Annotated in this window: 21 protein-coding genes and 1 riboswitch; of the genes, 13 read left to right on the top strand and 8 right to left on the bottom strand. The window is 64.8% G+C overall.

Annotation, left to right across the window (positions count from 1 at the left end):
• Nucleotides 1–299 precede the first annotated feature (299 nt).
• From qcrB to ctaE, 4 genes are all read right to left on the bottom strand, one after another.
• Complete coding sequence (gene qcrB, locus CHB96_RS19025) at nt 300–2,042, bottom strand: cytochrome bc1 complex cytochrome b subunit (RefSeq protein WP_089249081.1); 1,743 nt, start codon at nt 2,040–2,042, stop codon at nt 300–302.
• A complete protein-coding gene (gene qcrA / locus CHB96_RS19020; protein WP_281254433.1) occupies nt 2,039–3,244 on the bottom strand; it encodes a cytochrome bc1 complex Rieske iron-sulfur subunit in 1,206 nt (401 codons plus the stop codon). Before qcrA ends, qcrB begins: the two co-directional genes overlap by 4 nt.
• On the bottom strand, nt 3,241–4,119 hold the full coding sequence (gene qcrC / locus CHB96_RS19015; RefSeq protein WP_176444369.1) for a cytochrome bc1 complex diheme cytochrome c subunit: 879 nt from the start codon (nt 4,117–4,119) through the stop codon (nt 3,241–3,243). Before qcrC ends, qcrA begins: the two co-directional genes overlap by 4 nt.
• A 95-nt stretch (nt 4,120–4,214) precedes the next feature.
• The gene (gene ctaE, locus CHB96_RS19010; protein WP_026347923.1) at nt 4,215–4,826 is read right to left on the bottom strand and encodes an aa3-type cytochrome oxidase subunit III; all 612 of its coding nucleotides are present in this window, start codon (nt 4,824–4,826) and stop codon (nt 4,215–4,217) included.
• Between the two features lie 151 nt (nt 4,827–4,977).
• Between ctaE and CHB96_RS19005 the strand changes: the two genes are divergently transcribed.
• Nucleotides 4,978–5,442: a hypothetical protein gene (locus CHB96_RS19005; RefSeq protein ID WP_176444368.1), complete on the top strand. Its 465-nt coding sequence runs from the start codon at nt 4,978–4,980 to the stop codon at nt 5,440–5,442.
• Nucleotides 5,443–5,521: 79 nt separating this feature from the next.
• Complete coding sequence (gene trpD / locus CHB96_RS19000) at nt 5,522–6,595, top strand: anthranilate phosphoribosyltransferase (RefSeq protein WP_089249077.1); 1,074 nt, start codon at nt 5,522–5,524, stop codon at nt 6,593–6,595.
• 18 nt (nt 6,596–6,613) lie between these two features.
• Here the strand turns inward: trpD and CHB96_RS18995 are convergent, their stop codons facing one another.
• Together CHB96_RS18995 and CHB96_RS18990 are read right to left on the bottom strand one after the other, a co-directional pair.
• Nucleotides 6,614–6,889: an Lrp/AsnC family transcriptional regulator gene (locus CHB96_RS18995; protein ID WP_089249075.1), complete on the bottom strand. Its 276-nt coding sequence runs from the start codon at nt 6,887–6,889 to the stop codon at nt 6,614–6,616.
• Between the two features lie 52 nt (nt 6,890–6,941).
• Nucleotides 6,942–8,684: a DEDD exonuclease domain-containing protein gene (locus CHB96_RS18990; RefSeq protein ID WP_089249073.1), complete on the bottom strand. Its 1,743-nt coding sequence runs from the start codon at nt 8,682–8,684 to the stop codon at nt 6,942–6,944.
• A 244-nt stretch (nt 8,685–8,928) separates the two neighbouring features.
• On the opposite strand from CHB96_RS18990, the gene CHB96_RS30160 reads away from it, so the two are divergent.
• The 5 genes from CHB96_RS30160 (at nt 8,929) to CHB96_RS18965 (ending at nt 13,913) form a co-directional block, all read left to right on the top strand.
• Complete coding sequence (locus CHB96_RS30160; protein ID WP_245865871.1) at nt 8,929–9,102, top strand: hypothetical protein; 174 nt, start codon at nt 8,929–8,931, stop codon at nt 9,100–9,102.
• A 115-nt stretch (nt 9,103–9,217) separates the two neighbouring features.
• Nucleotides 9,218–9,381: riboswitch (cyclic di-AMP (ydaO/yuaA leader) on the top strand.
• Between the two features lie 17 nt (nt 9,382–9,398).
• A complete protein-coding gene (locus CHB96_RS18980) occupies nt 9,399–9,977 on the top strand; it encodes a C40 family peptidase (protein WP_176444367.1) in 579 nt (192 codons plus the stop codon).
• Nucleotides 9,978–10,370: 393 nt separating this feature from the next.
• Entirely contained in the window at nt 10,371–11,450 is a 1,080-nt protein-coding gene (locus CHB96_RS18975; RefSeq protein WP_089249228.1) for a C40 family peptidase, read from the top strand.
• 19 nt (nt 11,451–11,469) lie between these two features.
• Nucleotides 11,470–12,771 carry a hypothetical protein gene (locus CHB96_RS18970; RefSeq protein WP_089249067.1) on the top strand — a complete coding sequence of 434 codons (1,302 nt, stop codon included), beginning with the start codon at nt 11,470–11,472 and terminating at the stop codon, nt 12,769–12,771.
• 14 nt (nt 12,772–12,785) lie between these two features.
• Complete coding sequence (locus tag CHB96_RS18965) at nt 12,786–13,913, top strand: glycosyltransferase family 4 protein (RefSeq protein WP_089249225.1); 1,128 nt, start codon at nt 12,786–12,788, stop codon at nt 13,911–13,913.
• An 11-nt stretch (nt 13,914–13,924) separates the two neighbouring features.
• Here the strand turns inward: CHB96_RS18965 and CHB96_RS18960 are convergent, their stop codons facing one another.
• Entirely contained in the window at nt 13,925–15,730 is a 1,806-nt protein-coding gene (locus tag CHB96_RS18960) for an AMP-dependent synthetase/ligase (protein ID WP_176444366.1), read from the bottom strand.
• Between the two features lie 133 nt (nt 15,731–15,863).
• Here CHB96_RS18960 and CHB96_RS18955 point away from each other — a divergent pair, with 133 nt between their 5' ends.
• From CHB96_RS18955 to CHB96_RS18930, 6 genes are all read left to right on the top strand, one after another.
• On the top strand, nt 15,864–16,256 hold the full coding sequence (locus CHB96_RS18955) for a polyketide cyclase / dehydrase and lipid transport (protein ID WP_089249223.1): 393 nt from the start codon (nt 15,864–15,866) through the stop codon (nt 16,254–16,256).
• Nucleotides 16,257–16,362: 106 nt separating this feature from the next.
• Nucleotides 16,363–16,800: an SRPBCC family protein gene (locus CHB96_RS18950; protein WP_089249063.1), complete on the top strand. Its 438-nt coding sequence runs from the start codon at nt 16,363–16,365 to the stop codon at nt 16,798–16,800.
• Entirely contained in the window at nt 16,797–18,074 is a 1,278-nt protein-coding gene (locus CHB96_RS18945) for an ArsA family ATPase (RefSeq protein WP_176444377.1), read from the top strand. The genes CHB96_RS18950 and CHB96_RS18945 overlap by 4 nt, the downstream gene beginning before the upstream one ends.
• A 14-nt stretch (nt 18,075–18,088) precedes the next feature.
• Complete coding sequence (locus CHB96_RS18940) at nt 18,089–18,547, top strand: hypothetical protein (protein WP_089249059.1); 459 nt, start codon at nt 18,089–18,091, stop codon at nt 18,545–18,547.
• 71 nt (nt 18,548–18,618) lie between these two features.
• Entirely contained in the window at nt 18,619–19,596 is a 978-nt protein-coding gene (locus CHB96_RS18935; protein ID WP_089249057.1) for an ROK family protein, read from the top strand.
• 148 nt (nt 19,597–19,744) lie between these two features.
• Nucleotides 19,745–20,473 carry a lysophospholipid acyltransferase family protein gene (locus CHB96_RS18930; protein ID WP_089249055.1) on the top strand — a complete coding sequence of 243 codons (729 nt, stop codon included), beginning with the start codon at nt 19,745–19,747 and terminating at the stop codon, nt 20,471–20,473.
• Between the two features lie 61 nt (nt 20,474–20,534).
• Here CHB96_RS18930 and CHB96_RS18925 read toward each other — a convergent pair whose 3' ends face one another.
• Nucleotides 20,535–21,830, bottom strand: a complete 1,296-nt coding sequence (locus CHB96_RS18925) for a glycosyltransferase 87 family protein (RefSeq protein ID WP_089249221.1) — start codon at nt 21,828–21,830, stop codon at nt 20,535–20,537.
• Nucleotides 21,831–21,889 lie beyond the last annotated feature (59 nt).

Genomic DNA, 21,889 nt, shown 5'->3' with positions numbered 1-21,889 from the left:
CCTACAGGACAGAGTTGCTCGGCATGACCGCTTGCAGCTGATCGACAACTACACGAACGAGCCCTGCATCGGACGAGCCGACCGATGCAGGGCTCGTTCGTGCGTCCAGCGCCAACGCGCTGTTCGAATTACGGCGCAGTTGGCATCACAGTGCTGTCGACGGGTGGGAGCGTGACTGGGGGAGGGGAGTGGTGTCGCGGAAGCCACCGTCGCACACCGTGAGATCCACGGGGCCCACTGAGCGAGAAACACGAAGGGGCGGCATCCGAATGGATGCCGCCCCTTCGAGTTCGATCTGGTTAGTGCTCGCTTTCGCTTTCCTTGCGTGCAGGAGAGTGATCGGGCGAGCCGTTGCCGTTCGAACCATGGCCGTTGGAACCATGGCCGTTGGAGCCGTGTCCGTTGCCGTTGCTGCTGGCACCGTTGCCGTGTACTCCGGCCTGGTACTCGCGGAGCATGGCCAGCTGCTCGAGTTCGCCGTGGTGTGCGGCTTCTTCGAGTGCTTTGCTCTCGGAGACGGGGTCCGGACGGAACATCGATCCCGAGCCGGGCTTGCCTGCGGATCCGAGCTTGTTCATCTTCTTCGGAACTGCAGCGCCCTGGTACTCGAGCGGGATCGGGTGACCGTGGTCGTCGACCGGGCCGAGCGGCTGGTGAACCTCGACGTACTGACCGTGAGGCAGACGCTTGATGATGCCGGTCTCGATGCCGTGATCGAGAACCTGGCGGTCACTGCGCTGCAAGCCGATGCAGAAGCGGTAGGCCACGAAGTACGCGATCGGAGGCAGGATCAGGATTCCGATTCGACCGATCCACGTCATTGCGTTCAGTGAGATGTCGAGCTTGAACGCGATGATGTCGTTGATGCAGGACAGTGTGGCGACGATGTAGAACGCCAGAACCATTGCACCGATCGCGGTACGGACCGGAACGTCGCGCGGACGCTGCAGCAGGTTGTGGTGAGCGGTGTCGCCGGTGAGACGCTTCTCGATCCACGGGTAGGCGATCATGACGGTGAAGACGAGACCCATGATGAGCGCGACAGCGAACACCGCGGGGATCGTGTATCGGTTCGCGATGTAGATGTCCCATGCAGGCCACAGACGAGCAAGACCGTCGGTCCACATCATGTAGAAGTCGGGCTGTGAACCTGCGGAGACCTGGGCCGGGTTGTACGGGCCGAGGTTCCACACCGGGTTGATCTGCAGGAGACCACCCATGAGCGCGAGCACACCGAACGTCACGGCGAAGAATGCGCCGGACTTGACGGCGAAGACGGGCAGGATTCGGACGCCGACGACGTTGGTCTCCGTACGGCCGGGGCCGGGGAACTGCGTGTGCTTCTGGTACCAGACCAGCGCCAGGTGGGCGGCGATCAGCGCGAGGATGATCGCAGGCAGCAACAGAACGTGTGCGACGTACAGGCGCGGAATGATGATCGTGCCGGGGAAGTCGCCGTCGAAGATCAACCAGTGCAGCCAGGTTCCGACGACCGGGACACTCATCGTGATGCCGGAGAACGCGGCACGAAGACCGGTGCCGGACAGCAGGTCGTCGGGAAGCGAGTAACCGAAGAAGCCCTCGAACATCGCCAGGATCAGCAGCAGGCAGCCGATGACCCAGTTGGCCTCACGCGGACGTCGGAACGCACCGGTGAAGAAGATCCGGAGCATGTGCACGATGATCGAGCAGGCGAACATCAACGCTGCCCAGTGGTGAATCTGTCGCATGAACAGACCGCCGCGGACCTCGAACGAGATGTCCAGCGTCGTCGCATACGCGCGAGACATGGTCACGCCGCGCAGCGGCTCGTAGATGCCGTTGTACTCGACCTCGCTGAGCGACGGATCGAAGAACAGCGTCAGGAAGACACCCGAGATCAGCAGGATGATGAAGCTGTACAGCGCGATCTCACCGAGAAGGAACGACCAGTGCGTCGGGAAGACCTTGTTGATCTGACGACGCAGGCCGGGTGCCAAGTGGTAGCGACTGTCGACGTCGTCTGCCTGCTTGGCGGCGAGGGTCTGCAGTGAAGGACTCATGATTCACTCTCCGCTTCGCGGTTCGGGCGCTCCCAGAAGGCAGGTCCGAGGGCTTCGATGAAGTCACCGTTGGCAACGAGGAAGCCTTCCTCGTTGACCGTGATGGGCAGCTGCGGCAGCGCACGAGCAGCGGGGCCGAAGAGCGGCTTGCCGTATTCGAGGGCGTTGAACTGCGACTGGTGGCACGGGCACAGAATGCGGTTGGTCTGCTGCTCGAACAGCGAGGTGGGGCAACCGAGGTGGGTGCAGATCTTCGAGTAGGCGAAGTAGTCGCCGTAGTTGAAGCTCTCCTGGCCCTTACGCTTGATGGCCTTCTCTGCATCTTCCGTGCGTAGACGGATGAGCATGACCGAGTTGCGAATTCCACGCAGAGACATGAGCAGAGCGTGATCGTCGCCGCGATCTGCCTCGCGGAAGGGGAACACGGTTTCCATGGCGCCGGCATCCATATCTTCGGGACGCACCAGGACGACGTCGTGGGGACGTCCGGTGTCGCGCCGAAGGTAGATCGTCTCCCCAGCGTAGCGCGGAGTCCAGCCCGAAACCCAGAGCGGCGACTTGTCGCCTTCGGCCCACGGGTTCTTGATCAGACCACCGAGCGGCATGAGAGCCATGATTCCGAGCGCTCCACCACCGAAGAACAGCGACCGCTTGATGACCTTGCGGCGGCCGAGGGTCGACGTCTCGAACGAGTCACCTAGTTCGGCGACGACAGTCCTGCGATCCACCTCGGAGGACGAGCCGTCGTGGCGGTCCTGGATGGAGACCTCTTCGGGAATGAACTTCTTCGTGAACTGGACGGCTCCGACGCCGACTCCGAGGATCGCGAGACCCATCGTGAGACCGATGAGCGGGGTGTACAGGGTGTAGGCGCCGTAGTTCACTTCGCCCATGCCCGCGTACTGCCACGGCCAGAACAGGTAGATCGCGATGAACGCGACAGCAGAGACGCCTGCCAGCGTGAACCACGCGGCGACACTGCGCTCGGCGCGCTTCTCGGCGCGAGTGCCCTTGACTGCCCAGCGATCGCGACGGTAGGCAACGTCGACATGGTCGAGGTTGGTGCCCAGCTCGACGAGCTGTTCACGCGTCATTCCGGCGAGTTCCTCGTCGGTGTATTTCTTGTTCACGTCCACCTTGTCGACCTTGTTGCTGTCGTCGTTGTGTCCGCTGTCGGTGCGCCGGGATTCACCGTCGCTCATGACCTTGCTCCGATCCAGAGTGTTGCGCCGACAACGGCACCGATTCCGATGACCCAGATGGCGATCATTTCCGTGCCGGGTCCGAATCCGCCGAGTCCCCATCCGCCGGGGGCGGTGGTCTCCTGTGCGGACTTCACGTAAGAGATGATGTCGACCTTCTCCTCCTGCGTCAGCTGACGGTCGGAGAATTTCGGCATGTTCTGCGGTCCGGTGAGCATCGCCGCGTAGATCTGCTGTTCACTCGCAGGTCCGAGCGGGGGAGCGAACTTACCGGAGGACAGTGCGCCACCCTCACCGGTGAAGTTGTGGCACGAGGCGCAGTTGAGACGGAACAGTTCGCTACCGCGTGCGATGTCGCCGCTGGCGAGCGAGGACTGTGCGATCTCGCCGTTGCTGTCACGGACGACGGTCGGTCCGCCGCCGTTGGCCTGGATGTACGCGCCGAGTGCGTCGATCTGCTTGTCGTCGAACTTCGGTGGCTTACGCATGATCTGTGCTTCGTTGCGCACCGCAGGCATACGTCCCGACGAGACCTGGAAGTAGACGGCAGCCTCGCCGACGCCGATCAAGCTCGGGCCGCGATCCTGCACGCCCTGCAGGTTGACGCCGTGGCAGGTGACGCACGAAGTGTCGTACAACTGCTTGCCCTCGCGAATCAGCGCAGCCGAGTCCTGGTCGGCCGTGGCGACCTGTGCGTTGGGGGTCAGGGCAGAAGCGAGGAACCCCGCGCTGATGAGTCCCATCATGAGGACGAGTGCGCCGGTGACGCGACGGCGTACCTTGCGCTGGCGACGGCTCTTCACGGCCGCCGGGGATCCTGCCGATGCGGATCCACTGGTGCTGTCACCGGGTGCTGCTGGGGGAGATGAACTCATCTTCTATCCCTTGTCGTGTCGGGACGGACTGAACGTCGGGGGCTGATACCGAACGTCCGCTGGCGAAGTGAAAACTGAAGTACTGCTCATGCGCGTCAGCGAATGAAGTAGATGGTCGCGAAGAGTGCGATCCACACGATGTCGACGAAGTGCCAGTAGTACGACACGACGATGGCCGCCGTTGCCTGTGCAGGGGTGAACTTGCTGACCAACGTTCGCGTGATCAGGAAGACGAAGGCGATGAGACCACCGATGACGTGAAGTCCGTGGAAACCGGTCGTGATGTAGAAGACCGAGCCGTACACGCTCGACGACAGCGTCGTGCCCTCGTGGACCATGTGGTAGTACTCGTAGCCCTGGCCGGCCACGAAGAAGATGCCCATTGCCAGCGTGATCACGTACCAGCGGCGCAGGCCGAAGACGTCACCGCGCTCGGCGGCGAAGACGCCGAGCTGGCAGGTGAACGACGACGCGATCAACACAGCGGTGACCGGTACGGCCAATGCCAGGTTGAGTTCGGTCGGCTCCGGTGGCCAGTTTCCGTTCGCCTGCGCTCTTGCGACGAAGTACATCGCAAAAAGTCCAGCGAAGAACATGAGTTCGCTCGACAGCCACACGATGGTGCCGACGCTGACCATATTGGGGCGGTTCAGCGAGTGCACGCGTTGGGTGATTGCCGATCCTTGAGTCCCTACAGCGCTCGTCACAGAGAGAAGTATGACTGCCCGTAGTACCGAACGCATACCCGGGTCCGGTGTTGGCGCGTCGTATCGAGCGGCGCCGACGACGGTGCCGCGAAAGCCGCAGTTCAGGCCCTGTGGACGGTGCGAGACAGTCATCTCGTGGAAGGCTTGCCTCATGTCAACGAACGGTGGCGGCGGTTGGTTCCGGCGAGTGTTCTCGCGCGCGAAGGCACTACCTCTGGACCCCACGCGAGGCGATTTGGTGGTAGTGGCGTCGTCCTTCGACGACGCCGAATCCTGTTCTTCCGCACTGGACCGCGGAACCGAAACGAAGGGATTCGTCGCAGACAGCGAGGCGGTGTTGCGGCATCATCTCGTGCTGCCGCGCGACACCGTCGACGATGCGGCGACGATCGCCGCACAGGACGGCTACGCCGTCGCCGACGGTGTGCCCGAAGCTGTCTCCGAGACCTCCGTCGACGACGGAGTAGCGGTGACGCTGCAGCGAGTCCAGATCGTCGACGCGCTGCACTGCTCGCAGGAGCGGTCTCGCATGGCAGGTCTGGCGCAGCGACGGGGAGGGGTCGTTCTCGGCTGGGATGTGCTGCAACCTGGTGCGGGCGTGGAGAAAAGCTCCTGACTAAGCTTTCGTGCGCACGGTACGGGCCTGAAGATGCGTCGGCCGGCCAGACGTCAGCGCAGGAAGACACGGGGAGAACATGACCGATCCGAAGACCGGTGAGTCGCAGCGGACATGGAAGTCCATTCTCGGGGCATTGACGTCGGCGATCGATCTGTCGGCCGCCGACACCGGCTGGGCGATGGACGAAATCATGTCCGACAACGCAACTGCGGCGCAGATCGCAGCGTTCGGTGTGGCACTGAAGATGAAGGGCCCGACGTCCGCCGAGGTGCGCGGTCTCGCCGACTCCATGCTCGGACATGCGAATCTCGTTGCCAGCGAACCGAATTCGGTCGACGTCGTGGGTACGGGCGGCGACGGTGCGGACACGGTCAACATCTCGACGATGGCGGCGGTCGTCGTCGCTGCGGCGGGAGCTCCCGTCGTCAAGCACGGCAACAGGGCCGCGTCGTCTCGCAGTGGCACGACGGACGTGCTCGAGGCGTTGGGAGTGAAGTTCGGTCTGGGACCGGCCGGTGTGGCACAGAGTGTCCGCGACGTCGGCATCGGATTCTGCTTCGCACCCGTCTATCACCCGGCATTGCGATTCGCGGGGCCTGCGCGCAAGGAGATCGGGATTCCGACGGTGTTCAACGTTCTGGGTCCACTGACCAATCCAGGACGACCGAAGGCCGGACTGATCGGGTGCGCATTCGAGGCGCTTGCGCCTGTGGTGGCAGGAGTATTCGCCGAGAGAGGGACGAGCGCACTCGTCGTGCGCGGCGACGACGGTCTGGACGAGATCACGCTGTCGACGACGACAACTGTGCACGTGGTGTCCGACGGTTCGGTGACGGTCACGACCCTCGACCCCCGAGACTTCGGCCTCGACCTCGTGCCGATCGAGGCGCTGCGAGGTGGCGATGCCGAGTACAACGCAGGCGTCGCACGTGCGGTGTTCGCGGGTGAGACCGGTCCTGTTCGCGATGCTGTGTTGCTGAACGCAGCAGCGGCCCTGGCTGCGCACGGAGGAATCACGACCGGGCTGGCTGCCGACGGTCTTGCGCCCGCCGTGGCGTCGGGACTCACGCGCGCGGCGAAGGCGATCGATTCGGGCGCCGCGGCGGACGTGCTCGCGCGGTGGGTCACGCGGTCCAACGAATTGGACTGAGCGAACTGGACCGAGCGGCTACTCGCCGATCGAGAACCCTGCCTCGACATCGGCACTGGAATACGACTGGAACGCGATGTGCGTCGCAGTGTTGAGGACTCCGGGCACCTTGTTGATCCGTCCGGTGACGACGTCGGCGATCTGCTGATGGTCGCGGACCTTCACTATGGCGATCAAGTCGACATCTCCTGCACACGAGTACACCTCGGTGACTCCGGAGACGTCGGCGACGGCCTGAGCGGTCTCGGGGATGGCGCTCGCCTCGGCGTCGATCATGACGATGGCGTTGATCATGGGGCTCCTTCACGACCGGGGACACGTTGTTACGCACGTGACGTGGACGAGCTTAGAGGGCGTGCCAATCACCACCGCGTCCATGGCTGTCGTATGCGGCGTGTTCGCGGCGAGAGACCTCGCGGACGGTACTGCACCACTGCCTCCAACTGCCTGCCCCGTGGAGTGGCTCTGCGTATCCGTCGGTAGTCCTTACTATCCGCACGCCGTCGGAGCCCAGCCAGCGCACGATGAGGGCTACTTCTTCGGGGGATGCGCCGCGGAGCGGAGTGGCATCCGGGACCACGGTTTCCGCGGACGCGGTGATCGCCTCGACGACGGGCATGGGATGCACGCGTCGTGGAGCGACGGCAGCACCGGTGAGACGGCCGTATCTGATGACCGCCAACTCCCACCCGCCGTCCGGTGTCCGACGCGCAGCGACGAGCTCCGCGATCGACGCGACGGCCGCGAGCCGGTGCATCCGCGCCAGCATGTCGGCGAGGACCGCGAGGCGATCCCGGAGCCGCGCCGCGGACTCGAAGAGTTCGGCGCCGGCGAGGTCGACGACCTTGGACCGGGCTTCGAGCAGAACCGTGTCGTCGAGTCCGGCCGCCAACGCGAGGAACTTGTCCGGAAACGGCGCGTACTCCAGAGCTGTCAGTATTCCGGCCGACGCTGCCGCGCACCCTCCGACCGCGGTCGGGAGGCAGTTGGTTCCGTGGACTTTCGACGCGGACAGCCGTGTGGTGCACGTACGGATCCCGGCGTACTCGGCCACCAGCGCTGCCGCGTCGGCTGCGTCGGCGCGCGCCGAGAAGGGGCCGAGTGAGCCTGGCGTCGGGACGCGGACGATCGACAGCCGTGGGAAGGCCTCGGCCGTCGTCGTGATCCACCAGCCCTTCTTCGGGAACTTCGACCGCCGGTTGTACGGCGGGATGTGCGCGCTGAGAAGTCTGAGTTCGCGGACGCCTGCTTCGAGACCGTGGGCGCATTCGACATGGTCGACGCCGACGGCGAGGCTGACCATCTCCTTCATCCGCCCTCGCGTCTCGGAGCCGGTGAAGTAGTTGCGGACGCGCCGTTGCAGGTTGGTGGACGTGCCGACGTAGAGGACCTCGCTGCCCGGCCCCTTGAACAAGTAGACACCGGGTTTTCGCGGCAGGTCGAACGCCAGATGTCGCTTCGCGCGCTGACCCGACGACACGTTGGGGAGGTAGTCGACCAGTTCGGCGTAGCTGTGTACGCCTTGATTCCCCACTCGTTCGATCAGCGCGTGCAGGACGTCGACGGTGGCGCGGGCGTCGTCGAGGGCGCGGTGCGTGGGCCTGGTACTCACCTCGAACAGCGTCGACAGGGCCGAGAGCTTCACCGACGGTGCCTCGTCGCGGGTGAGAACGCGACGGGCCAGTTTGACGGTGCACAACACCGAGAACTTGGGCCAGGCGACGTCGAGACGACTGGCAGCGGCACGCAGGAACCCCATGTCGAATCGGGCATTGTGCGCCACCAGGACGGCACCCTGGGCGAACTCGAGGAATGCGGGCAGTACTCGCTCGATGCGTGGGGCGCCGATCAGCATGGCAGTGGTGATGCCCGTCAGCTCGACGATGTACGGCGGAATGGAACGGCCTGGATCGACGAGGGTGGCGAACTCGCCGATGACCTCACCGCCACGGATCTTGACCGCACCGATCTCGGTGATCGCCTCGGTGTCGGCACTCGCGCCCGTCGTCTCCAGATCCACGACGACGAAGGTGGTCTGGTGCAGAGGTGTGTCCAGTTCGTCGAACGTCAGCTGAATCGGAAGGCTCACAAGATCTGGACGCTAGACGGAGGCACCGACATATCCCGTTCGACATTCCGCAGTCCGGAGTCTGTCGGAGGGCGTCGCTAGGTTGCCTCTCGACGGCCGAAACGGGCCCTTGACCAACGAAAGAGACGAGGATCACATGATTGTCGACTGCAGCGATTGCAAGGTTCGAGACATCGCGTGCGGGGACTGTGTCGTCACGGTGCTGTTGGGTGCTCCCGGATGGCCTTCGGGGGAGAGTGTTCGTGTGGGTTCGCGTGCCCCGAAAATCGACATCGACCAGGAAGAACTCGGTGCGATGGGGGTTCTCGCGGAGTCCGGAATGGTGCCCCGTCTGCGGCTCGTGACCGACGAGAATTCGGCGGGTCGCAGCGAGTCGTTATCGCGTCGTGACCAAGACACCGACCAGCGCGCTGTGTAGTCCAAAATCGAACTATTGGGCGTTACCCAGCGCGTCGGGGTCGACACGGGCGTATGCCATTTCGTAACCTTCCTGAGACCTTGCGGAGTCTCGCCAATCCACACAGGAGTGGCGTCGCAAGTCACCGCCTAATCGGGCTCTCGTGAGAGACCCGAACCGGGAACCCGATTTCCACTGGGGTGAATCCCGCCGAATCGCTACTCGCGAGCCGGTGGGTAGGGCTGATCTTCCCAGCCCGAACCCGTCAGCTAACTCGGTCGGCGGATGATTGGAAGAAACGGAGCAACACCTTTCTCGTGGCGTCACATACTTCAACCCGTTCATTGCGTCGTGTTCTCGTAGCCGGCGCGATCACAGCCGGCGCGGTCGTTCTTCCCGCTGCCCCCGCAATGGCGGCTCCCATCACCATTCCCGGTGTCGGAACCTTCGAGATCCCCGAGATCCCGGGCCTTCCGCCGCTGCCGACCGAGATTCCCGGTCTGCCTGCTGTTCCCAGTCTTCCCGGAGCGCCCGCGGGCGTTGCTCCGCAGGTCACGCCTGCTGCCAAGGCAGTTCAGGCTGCCGAGTCCAAGATCGGTGCACCGTACGTCTACGGCGCCTCCGGTCCGGACTCCTTCGATTGCTCCGGCCTCGTCCAGTGGGCGTACAAGCAGGCAGGTATCAGCCTGCCTCGTACGAGCTACGACCAGGCCGCGGCTGGCGCACCCGTGTCACAGTCCGACCTCCAGCCCGGTGACGTGATCTCGTTCTACGGCGGATCGCACTCCGGCATCTACGTCGGCAACGGCAACGTCGTCCACGCGTCCACGTCCGGTGTTCCGGTCAAGGTCGCACCGGTCGCGTCGATGCCGTACGACGGAGCGCGCCGCTACTGACGTCGTGATCGACGCGCGCGCATGATCGATCGACGAGCAGCATCGGGATCGAGCCCACCGGCTCGGACTCCCGATGCTGCTCTCGTCGTTTCCGGGAAAAATGTAGCCACGAATGTGCTGAGCGTCGTGCTGTGGGTGTGGCCCTGTTGTGAGGTCCCACAACGGATTCGCGTCGAATGGACAGCGACCACCACATTTCGTAGCCTAGCGAAGTTGTTCGGAGGTACTTTGCCGACCGCAGGTATGTAAATTCTCCGAATTTCCTCATGTCAAACCTCCCCACGCATCGTTACTCATGGGTATGGTTCGTTCTCGAATCGTTATCCCCACCGATGGCCTGATTGTCGAAGTCAGGACTCGGTGGTCACTGCAAGAACGGAGAGTCACCTTCTCGTGGCGACACCGACCGTCAAGCGCGTCACTCGATCGAAGCGCGCCGTCCTGACTGCCGCGCTGGCCGCATGCCTCCTCGCGAGCCCGACGACAATCGCACATGCCCAGCCCGAGGTCTCTCCGGCAGCACCGGAGATCAACACCGCGTCGGACGCCCAGACCCGCCTTGCGGACCTGTCGCGTGAATCCGAGCAGACGACCGAGGCCTTGCACAACGCTCAGATCGATCTGGACGGCAAGAACGCAGCACAGAAGGACGCCGAGGCTTCCGTCGACGTTCATCGAGCCGCGCTGGATGCAGCCGAAGCGGCGCTCGCGCAGCTGAAGCCGGCCATCGACAAGGTCGCGAACGTCAACTATCAGGGCGGCCGCACCAACCGTCTCTTCGCAGTCATGGTCAGCGATTCGCCGCAGCAGTTGTTGGACCAGATGTCGGCGCTCGACGTGATCTCGGCCGAGACCGCCCGTCAGGTCGAACAGTTCAAGCAAGCCACATCGGACGCCGCCGCGGCCGAACAAGCCGCTCAGCAGGCCGCCGATCAGGCGCGCACCGCTGCCGAGCAAGCCAAGATGGTCTCGGACGACCTGCAGGCGAAGCAGAGCGAACTTCAGGGCCAGATGGCCGAGGTCATGGCTGCCTACAGTGCGTTGTCGAGCGATCAGCAGGCAGCGCTTGCTGGTACGCCGCTGCCACCGGGGTTCGATCTCGGGAAGATGTTGCAGAGCCTCGTCCCGGGATCCGGCGCGTCCGCGCTGCAGGCGGGCATGACGCAGATCGGCAAGCCGTACGTCTGGGGCGCGACAGGACCCGACGGGTTCGACTGCTCGGGTCTGGTCGTGTGGGCCTACAAGCAGATCGGCAAGACGCTCCCTCGGTCGAGTCAGGCCCAGGCGCAAGGCGGAACGCCGGTGGACCAGAAGGATCTCCAGCCGGGCGACGTCGTCCTGTTCTACCCCGACGCGTCGCACGTCGGGCTGTACGCGGGCAACGGCAACGTGCTGCACGCGTCGACGTTCGGCGTCCCCGTCAAGGTCCAATCGATGGCGTCGTTCCCGTACTACGGTGCTCGGCGCTACTGATCGTCGACCTCGGCCGGCCGTGACTCGTCTTCGAGTCGCGGCCGTTGTCGTCGTGATGGGGATTCTCGCGGCCTGCGGCGCACCAGAAGCCGACATCGCGCCTTCGGGTACCCCGGACCCACCGACCAACCCGTACGAGGAGCAGCGACGCGACGGCGTCGAACAACTTCTGGATCGCTGGGCGGCGGCAGTGCGGTCGAACGACGTCGAGGCGTTGAAGGACGTGGTCGATCCCGATGCACCCCCACAGTTCCTCGACGAACAGATCGCTCGCGCAGGCAATCTCGCCGCAGTGCCGTTGAGCGATTGGGGATACGAACTGGTCGACGACCCAGAGACACCGGTTCCGTCGGACGTGGCCTCGCCACTCGATGCGGCCGACGTCTGGGCGCCGTCCGTCGTGCTCAGATACGCGATCGACGGCGCCGACGAGGTCCCGACGCGTCGGCCGGTGTCGCTTCTCGTGGCCGAGCGCGGCGGCGAATGGCGCATCGTGTCCGACGCCGACATTCCGGGTATCGACCGCCACACGTGGCGCGGGCCGTGGGATTTCGGGCCGGTGACGACCACGCCGGTCTCGTCGGCCGGTGGAACGTCGGTCGTCGTCGCGCATCCGGAACAGTCCGCGCTGGCCGGGGCGCTCGCCGACGAACTACCTGCCGCGGTCGATGCCGTGACGCGTTTCTGGGGTGACGGGTGGCGTCGAACCGCGGTCGTCTTCGTGACGGCGTCGTCCGAGGAGTTCGCTGCGGCCGTCGGCACGTCTGCCGCGGGTCGTGACGTTGCCGCGGTGTCGGTCTCGGACACGGTGTCGGCGGACAGACCGGTCAGCGGCCAACGGATCGTGTTCGGTCCAGCGGCGTCCGAGCGGCTCACCGAGTTCACGACGCGGTCGGTGTTGCGCCACGAGCTGACACACGTCGCGGCCAGATCGACGACGGTCGACGGTTCGCCGATGTGGATGCTCGAAGGGTTCGCCGACTATTCGGGATACCGCGACAGTGCAGCGCCGTTCGATCGTCTCGCTCCGACGCTGAGTCGGGTCGTCGCAGCGGGCGGACCACCGACCGTCCTCCCCGCCGACGAGGACTTCACCGCGGGAGGCACACGGTCGACTCTTGCGTACGAATCGGCGTGGTCGGTGTCGGTGTTCGTGGCCGAGCGATTCGGCGAGGACGCACTGCGATCGTTGTACGAGCACATGGCGAACGGGCCCAAGACCGAATCCGACGTCGATCGTGTCCTCACCGACGTTCTGGGTACGGGCGGCGACGACTTCGTCCGGCAGTGGGGGGCGTGGGTGGCGACGCAGTCTCGTTGACCTACGCTCGAGCAATGCGTCGGACCTTGTTGGTGACGAACGATTTTCCGCCCAGACCGGGCGGGATCCAGTCGTATCTGCACAGCTTCGCCACTCGATTGCCCGCCGAAGAACTGGTGGTCTACGCACCCCGATGGCGTGGCGACAGTCACGTGAAATTCGATGCGCGCCAACCCTTCGAGGTAGTTCGGCATCCGACGACGCTGATGCTGCCGACACCACTCGTCGCGCGTCGAGCGGCGGCCCTGGTGAAGTCGCACGAGTGCGACAGCGTCTGGTTCGGTGCCGCAGCACCGCTCGCCGTCATGGCACCCGTCGTCCGACGCGCGGGCGCCGAGACCGTCGTCGCCAGCACGCACGGTCACGAGGTGGGATGGTCGATGGTGCCCGGTGGGCGAGGAACGCTGCGCTCGATCGGCAATTCGGTCGACACCGTGACCTACGTCAGCAAGTACACGCGAGGCAGGTTCGCCTCTGCGTTCGGTGCGCGCGCCGCCCTCGAGCATCTTCCGCCCGGCGTCGATACCGAACGGTTCAAGCCGGACGCCGGAGCGCGAGAGGAGCTTCGAGCGCGCTACGGATTGGGGGAGCGGCCGACCGTGCTGTGTCTGTCACGCCTGGTGCCGCGTAAGGGACAGGACTACTTGATCCGGTCCATCGGTGCTGTGCGCGAGCGGGTCGACGGTGCGGTACTCGTCGTCGTCGGCGGCGGACCGTACGAGGGCGCATTGCGTGATCTGGCGAAGAAGGCGGGCGTCGAGGATCACGTGATCTTCACGGGCACAGTGCCTTCCGCGGAACTGGCCGCTCACCACACCATCGCGGACGTCTTCGCGATGCCGAGCCGCACACGCGGAGCAGGGCTCGACGTCGAGGGGTTGGGCATCGTCTATCTCGAAGCGTCGGCGACAGGTGTTCCCGTCGTCGCAGGCATGTCCGGCGGCGCACCGGAAACCGTGCTGGAGAACAAGACCGGCTATGTGGTCGACGGCCGCTCGACGACACAGATCACCGAGAAGTTGGTGCGCCTCCTGTCCGACCCCACCCTCGCTGCGTCCATGGGGAACGCAGGTCGGGCCTGGGTCGAGAAGGAGTGGCGCTGGGACAGTCTCGCGCAGCGGTTGCAGTCGTTGATGCGCTGACGCACCCCGTGTCACCGCACGTACAGAGCCTCGATGTCGTCGGCGTAGGACTTCGTGATGACGTTGCGCTTCAGCTTCATCGTGGGTGTCATCTCACCGGACTCCTCGGTGAAGTCCGACGGCAGAATTCGATACTTCTTGATCGCCTCGGCGTGCGACACCGACGTGTTCGCGTCCGCCACGGCGGCATCGATTTCCGAGCGCAGGTCGGCGTCGTCGGCCAAATCCGCCGCGCTCGCACCGGATGGCTTGCCGTGTGCGGACTTCCAGCCCGACAGTGCGTCGTCGTCGAGGGTGACGAGCGCCGCGATGAACGGCTTCTGATCGCCGACGACGATGGCTTGGCTGATCAACGGATGCGCGCGCAGTCGATCCTCCAGCCCCGCGGGCGAGACGTTCTTGCCGCCTGCAGTGACGATCAGTTCCTTCTTCCGGCCGGTGATCGTGATGAATCCGTCGTCGTCGAGAGACCCGAGATCGCCTGTGCGGAACCAACCGTCGTCGAACGCTTCCTCCGACGCCGCCTCGTTTCGCCAGTAGCCGGAGAACACGACGGGCCCACGCAGCTGGATCTCGCCGTCCGACGCGATGCGAACGTCGTTGCCGGGCAACGGTTGTCCGACGGTGCCGACGTGCTGATGTCCGATCGTGTTGACGGCGAACGCCGCACTGGTCTCGGTGAGTCCGTAGCCCTCGTAGATCGGCACGCCGATTCCGCGGTAGAAGTGACCGAGCCTGGCGCCGAGGGGAGCGCCGCCGGAGATTGCGAGACGGCATCGACCGCCCAGTGCCGCACGAAGTTTCGAGTACACGAGCTTGTCGAAGACAGCGTGCTTGAGCCGAAGGACGATCCCGGCGCCGGTGTCGTGCGCTTCGCTCCACGCAACCGCGGTCTCGGCTGCGGCGTCGAAGATCTTGCCCTTGCCGTCGGCGTGCGCCTTCTGCTTCGCGGTGTTGAACACCTTCTCGAACACACGCGGAACCGACAGAATGAAGTCGGGCTGGAACTCCCCGAATGTCGCGACGAGGTTGGGGATGTCGCTGGTGTGCCCGATCGTGGTACCTGCATCGAACGCGGCGATGGTGACGGCGCGGGCGAGAACGTGCGCCATCGGAAGGAACATCAGCGTGCGGCTGTCCGAGTTCAACAGTGACTTCAGGCTCGTCTCACGGATGCCGCGGGATTCGGAGACGAGATTGGCGTGCGTCAGCTGAACACCCTTGGGACGGCCCGTGGTTCCCGACGTGTAGATCAGTGTGGCGGGATCGGACGACTTCAGCGTCGCGACTCGGGTGTTCACGACGTCTTCGTTGATCTGGGTGCCGAGCCGAGTCAACTCGGTGATCGCGCTCGAGTCCGCGGTGTCGCCGTCGATCCGGAACGTCCGAGTGACCGACGCTGCCGCGGCGACGACGTCGGCCGTCTCCTCGGCGTGCTTGGCCGTCTCCAGGATGACGAGAACCGGTTCGGCGTCGGACAGAATCCATTCGACCTGGCCGGCGGAGGACGTCTCGTAGATCGGGACGGTGACACCGCCTGCAGACCAGATGGCGTAGTCGACGACCGTCCACTCGTACCGCGTCGACGACATCAGTGCGACGCGATCGCCCTGGCCGACACCCGCAGCGATCAGGCCTTTCGCGACATCGGTGACCTGAGCGGCGAATTCCTCCGCGGTGACGTCGGTCCACGTTCCGTCGACGAGGCGACGAAACGCAACGGACGACGGCGCACTCGCCCGGCGGTCGAACACGGTGGCGACCGTCGACGCCCCGTCCTCGACGACGAAGTGGGCGGGCACTGTGAATTCACGCACGGGGGGCCTCCATCGGGCGAATCGGTAGCTGTACTGACTGGTAGCTCGGATTTGTCTCACTGTAGCCCCGAAGTTCGTGTGCATTCGCGCGCCTCACGTGCGGCGCGGCGACACGATGTGTGAAGCTCATTCGATGAGCAGTATCCAAGTGGCGGATCAGACGTTTGTCGCGGCGCCGGGAGCGCGCGTCTCCGAAGCATTGTCGCCTCAGGTGCGGTGGCGGCAGTGGTGGCCGGATCTCCGACTGACGGTGACCGAAGACCGTGGCGAACAGGGCATCCGGTGGACGGTCGCGGGTGCGCTGACGGGAACGATGGAGTTCTGGCTCGAGAAGATGCCCGTCGTCGACGGGGTCGTCGTGCATTACTTCCTGCACGCCGAGCCGAACGCCGGACGTGAACGCGTCGACTTGGTCGACGAGAACCATCGACGCCGTGTGGCGGGGAAAGCGGTGACGTTCGAACTGAAGCGTGAACTGGAAGCAGGCAGGGCAGCAGGGGAACGCCCCGAGCACGCGCGAGGCTAGTCTCCACACGTTGTGCCTTCCACGCAGAATCGTGTGTGATGGGTACGACACGCGGGCAGCGACAACACGCGAGAAGAGCAGAGCAGAGAGGAAGCGGACCAACAGCATGGCCGAGAAAACTCAGAGGTCGATCACTGTCGACGCTCCGTCCGCGCAGGTCATGGACGTGATTGCTGATTTCGATGCGTACCCGACGTGGGTGTCGGCGGCGAAGTCCGTCGAGGTACTCGAAGTCGGTGCCGGTGGTCGTGCCGACCGGGTCAGGTTCGTGCTCGACGCCGGAATGGTCAAGGACACCTACGAACTGCAGTACGTGTGGTCGCCCGACGGCATGGCTGTCGCGTGGGAGCTCGTGCAGGGTGAGATGCAGAAGTCGCAGTCGGGCTCCTACACGTTGAAGGACAACGGCGCCGGGGGCACCGACGTCACGTACGAACTGACCGTCGATCTGAACATCCCGATGATCGGGCTGTTCAAACGCAAGGCCGAGAAGGTCATCACGGACACCGCGCTCAAAGAGTTGAAGAAGCGGGTCGAAGGCTGACGAGCGTCCGCGCCGACGCGCGTACCACGGTCCGACTGTTCGTCGGCAAGGGTGGCGCGGGCAAGACGACGATCGCCGCGAAGGCTGCGCTCGATGCGGTCCGTTCCGGTCGGCGCGCGCTGATCGTCTCGTTCGATCAGGCTCACTCGGTGATGGACGTCGTCGACGCGGCCGACGTCGACGCCGTCCGCGGCGAGGTCGTCACGGTCGCGGACCGCTTCGATGCACTCGAACTGGATACTCTCGCGCTCGTCGAATCGAGTTATCGTTCGCTCGCGGCACTTCTGGCCGTCGCCGGAACGGGCCACGAACACGGCGTCCGTTTCGGCGGTATCGAACCGGAGGAGGTCGTCGGCGCTCCGGGTGTGCAGGAGATGCTCGGTCTGCATCGCATCGTCGAGCTCGTCGACGAAAATGCTTGGGACACAGTCTTCGTCGACCTTCCCTCGACCGCGGACGCGGTGCGCACACTGCAGCTTCCGGCGCTGGTGTCGGGATACGTCGAACGACTGTGGCCACGACACGATCGCATCGTCGCAGGCACGGGAACCGATCCGCGGCTGACCGTCCTCGTTGCATTCCTCGAGCGAGTCGTCGCGAACGCCGAAGCGGTGCGCGAGCTGCTGTTCGACGCCGACCGAACCTCCACGACCGTCGTCGTCACCCCCGAGCGAGTCGGTGTCGCCGAGGCGCGTCGCACACTGTCCGCGGCCACATTGATGGGCCTCGACGTCGACACCGTCGTCGTGAACAAGGTTCTGCCCAAACTGAATTCGTCGTCCGTCGGTCTCGTCGGTGCACATCCCGCCGTCTTCTGGTTCGAAGGCTGGCGGGCAGCCCAGCAGTCGGTGCTCGACGACATAGAGACCGTCGCCGGCGACGCGGGACTCGTCGTCGTCGAACGGTCGGCTCATGAACCGGTAGGGTTGGCCTCTCTCGACGCACTCGTATCGGAAGACCTCCGCCCGACGGCCACCGGCTCGCAGGCGAAGGCTGCCGACGCACGCGAGCGCCGGAGTGGACCGAGAGTTGCGCAGGAGTCGGGGTCGGGGTTGGAGTCGGTGTACACGATGACGATGCATCTACCGGTCGTCGACGCGTCGACGCTGACGCTCGGACGAGTGGAGGACGACGTGATCATCGGCGCCGACGGTGTGCGAACGCGCGTCCGTCTCGCATCGGTGTTGCGGCGGTGCGTCGTCGTGGGGGCGGACTTCGACGACGACAATTTGGTCATTCGGTTCACGCCCGACCCGAACGTCTGGCCGATGTGAGGGGGAGACGGTAAGTGGCCACCGAACATTCCGATGTCGCGGCCGAGCTCTGGGCTCTGGCGGAGACGGTTCTGACGCGTCTGGAGCCGATACTCGCGCGCGCGGTGGAGGATCAGGCCGACGCGCCACGACAGGGCTGCAGTTGGTGCCCGGTGTGCGCGCTCGCTGCGTTGATCAGAGGCGAGCAACACGATCTGTTGACGCTGGTCGCGACCGAGGGTGCGACCGTCGTCGCGATGATCCGGCAGATCGTCTCCGAGCATTCCGCCACCGGTGCGCATCGCCGGGGCGACGACCCGACGACGCCGAATCCGGGCAGCGACGCAGGTTTTCGTGAATCGGATCACACCAGCGAGTCGCCTATTGCGCACGACACGGAAGTGCCAGGAGTTCGACGCGCAGGATTCACACCCATTACGGTGAATGTGAAGAACTCGGGGTCGGGCGACCGGGGCGAGGATCGAGATATCTGAACAGCCGATTTCGATCGGACGGTCAGTCGTACAGCCGCTGGGGGGGGCCGGCAGAGAAAGGTCGAACAACAATGAAGCGGCACCGCGATGCCTTCACCATCGGTATCGACGTCGGCGGCACGAGTCTTCGTGCATCTGTGGTCGACGCGTCCGGGCAGGTCATCGACTCCACTCAGTCGCCGACGCCTCACTCCGCCAAGGCTCTCGAGCACGGTCTCGATCGAGCCGTCCAGGAACTGGCTGCGCGGCATCCGGTTTCGGCTGTCGGCCTTGCCGTCGCGGGATTCGTGGACTCCGACAGAACGTCCGTACGCTTCGCGCCGCATCTGCCGTGGATCAACACACCCGTCGCGAAGCAGATGAGCGACCGCATCGGGCTGCCGGTCGTGCTGGAGCACGATGCGAACTCCGCCGCATGGGCCGAATACCGCTTCGGCGCGGCCGCCGACGGCCGCAACGTCGTCATGGTGGCGATCGGCACCGGGATCGGTGCGGCACTGCTGATCGACGGCCGCATCTACCGCGGAAGTTTCGGTGTCGCACCCGAGCTCGGGCACATCCAGGTCGTTCCCGACGGCCGAGCCTGCCCGTGCGGAAAGCGCGGATGTTGGGAACGGTATTGCAGTGGAACGGCATTGGTGGACACTGCGGTCGAGCTGCTCGCAGCCGACGATCGTGGGTCGTCGAACATCCTGGCGCGTGACGTGTTCCTCGATCCGGGCTCCCTGACCGGTCGTCGTATCGCCTCGGCGGCTCAGGAAGGTGACGTGATCGCGCGTCGCACCATGGAGGATTTCGCACGGTGGCTCGGTGTCGGTCTGGCGTTGGTCAGCGATGTCTACGACCCCGACCTGATCGTCATCGCGGGCGGTGTGGCGACGTCGTCGAACCAGTTCCTCGATCAGGCGCGTGAGCACTACGGCCGACTCGTCACCGGGGCCGGTCACCGCCCGGTCGCGAAGATCAGAAGCACCCAACTCGGCGAAGCCGCGGGCATGATCGGTGCGGCAGACCTGGCTCGCTCCGAGTTCGTTGCGACCGGCCGATGAACAACGTGTGACCTCTGTCCTCTCCTTCGCGTCGATGTGGCTGGTGTCATAAACGGCCGGTAGAGTCACCAGCGGATCCGTATGTGGGGGCCTCCGGGCCGAAGGCACGATTTCGTCCGGAACAAGTGATCGAATCAGGAAGGACGCCATGTGGTACTGGCTGTTCAAGTACGTGCTCATCGGTCCACTCCTGGTTGCGTTGGGTAGACCGACGATCGAGGGCCTCGAGAACGTCCCCGCGCGCGGGCCGATGATTCTCGCGAGCAATCATCAGGCGGTGCTGGACTCGTTCTACCTGCCGCTGAAGGTGCCGCGTCGGATCACGTTCCTCGCCAAGAGCGAGTACTTCACCGGACCGGGCCTCAAGGGTGCGTTCCAGAAGTGGTTCTTCTCTGCGGTGGGACAAGTTCCGATCGATCGCACCGGCGCGGATGCTGCTCAGGACGCTCTCAATGCAGGCGCGCGCGTCATCGGCAAAGGCAAGCTTCTCGGGATCTACCCGGAAGGCACCCGTTCACCCGACGGGCGTCTCTACAAAGGCAAGACGGGCATGGCACGTCTCGCACTGCAGACCGGCGTTCAGGTCGTGCCTGTCGCGATGATCGGTACCGACAAGATGAATCCCATCGGTTCCAGGATGTGGCGTCCGGCGAAGATCACCATCAAGATCGGCAAGCCGATCGACTTCTCCCGCTTCGAGGGCATGGCGGGCAACCGCTTCGTCGAACGTGCCGTGACCGACGAGGTCATGTACGAGCTCATGCTGCTGTCGGGTCAGGAGTACGTGGACGTCTACGCGGCGTCGATGAAGAAGTCGGCAACTCCCGCTGTCGTCGGCACCGAGCCCGAGCGAGTCCCGGAGACCAAAGCCAGCTGAGAACCTGAGAATCCGAGCCGTCCGAAGAAGGCGCCGCCTCCATGGCGGCGCCTTTTCGTTCTCAGGCCGGTTCCAGGTCCGTTGCCTTCTCGGTCGTTCTGTCGAGGCGCGTCGAAGGTCTCGTCGCCCACGCGGCCACGACGATCGCAGCGGTGCCCCACCACACGTACGACGAGGCGACGACCTGATCCCACAGTGGCCACCCGAGGCCGGACCAGCGCCCGACAGCGAGCTGCCAGTGCGGGGCGAAATGCAGCACCACTGCGCCGATTCCGACGAATCCGAGTGCGACGACGTTCCGTGTTCGATAGGCAAGTGTGCCGAGCGCGACGAGCAGCGGCACCGTCCACACCCAGTGGTGCGACCACGACACCGGTGACACCAGCAGTCCGAACATGGCGTTGACTCCGAGCGCGAGTGCTGTCTGGTGTGCCGCGAAGGCGCGTCGCATCGCGTAGAAGGTGACGCCCAGCAGGACGAGCGACAATGCGATCCACCCGACGGACCGGATCGTCTCGTCCAAGCCGAGTCGAGCGAGCATGCCGGTGATGCTCTGGTTGGCGGGGTAGGCGGGCCGTCCGATGCGGTCCGAGTCGACGAGGACCTTGGTCCAGTACTGCAGCGAGTCGGAGAACGTTGCGGCGAAACCCAGCGCGGTGAATGCGAGGAAGCTGATGCCGGACACGACCGCGGCACGAAAATCCTTGCGGAACAGGAAGAACAGGACGAACACGGCGGGCGTCAGTTTCACTGCGGCGACGAATCCGATCAGCAGACCACGCGGCCACGGAGTCTTCCGAGGAAGGCAATCCGCCGCGACGAAGGCCATCAGCACGATGTTGATCTGGCCGTAGTCGAACGTCGAGAACACCGGTTCGAGGATCATCGCTGCCGCGAACACAGCCCCGGCCGCCCACAACAGCAGCGTTCGCGGGGAGTAGCCGAGCGAGACGAGCGTCAGCACGATCGTGCCGAACAGCAACGCCAACGACAGGCACGTGACGACGATGCCCGCCCAGTGCAGCGACATCAGAGACAGCGGTCCGAAGATGACTGCCGAGATGGGCGGGTACGTGAACGGCAGCGTGTTACCCAGTGCCGTGGGCGGCATCTCGCCGTAGAGAGGTGTGCCGGACATGAACACACCGCCACCGAGGCGGTAGACGTCGAGATCGATGCGGTAGTAGTCGCCGATCGCCCTCAGTCCGGGGAACCCGATCAGGTTGTACGCGAGCCCGGCGAGAACGGCCAGCAGAACGGCGCCGCAGGCGATCGGGATCAGCCGCGACGAAAGCGCACGCGGTGCCCGCGCGTCGACTGCTCTCGCGTCGGGTCCAGCGGCACCGGCGTCGGACATCGTGGTGAGGTCGGGTGGCGTCAACGAAACTTCTTTCTGATGGCAGTCGATCTCTTCTC

Source organism: Rhodococcoides kyotonense (assembly GCF_900188125.1).
Classification (GTDB): domain Bacteria; phylum Actinomycetota; class Actinomycetes; order Mycobacteriales; family Mycobacteriaceae; genus Rhodococcoides; species Rhodococcoides kyotonense.
Note: the sequence above shows the minus strand (reverse complement) of the source record. Positions and strands in the feature narration are given on the sequence as shown.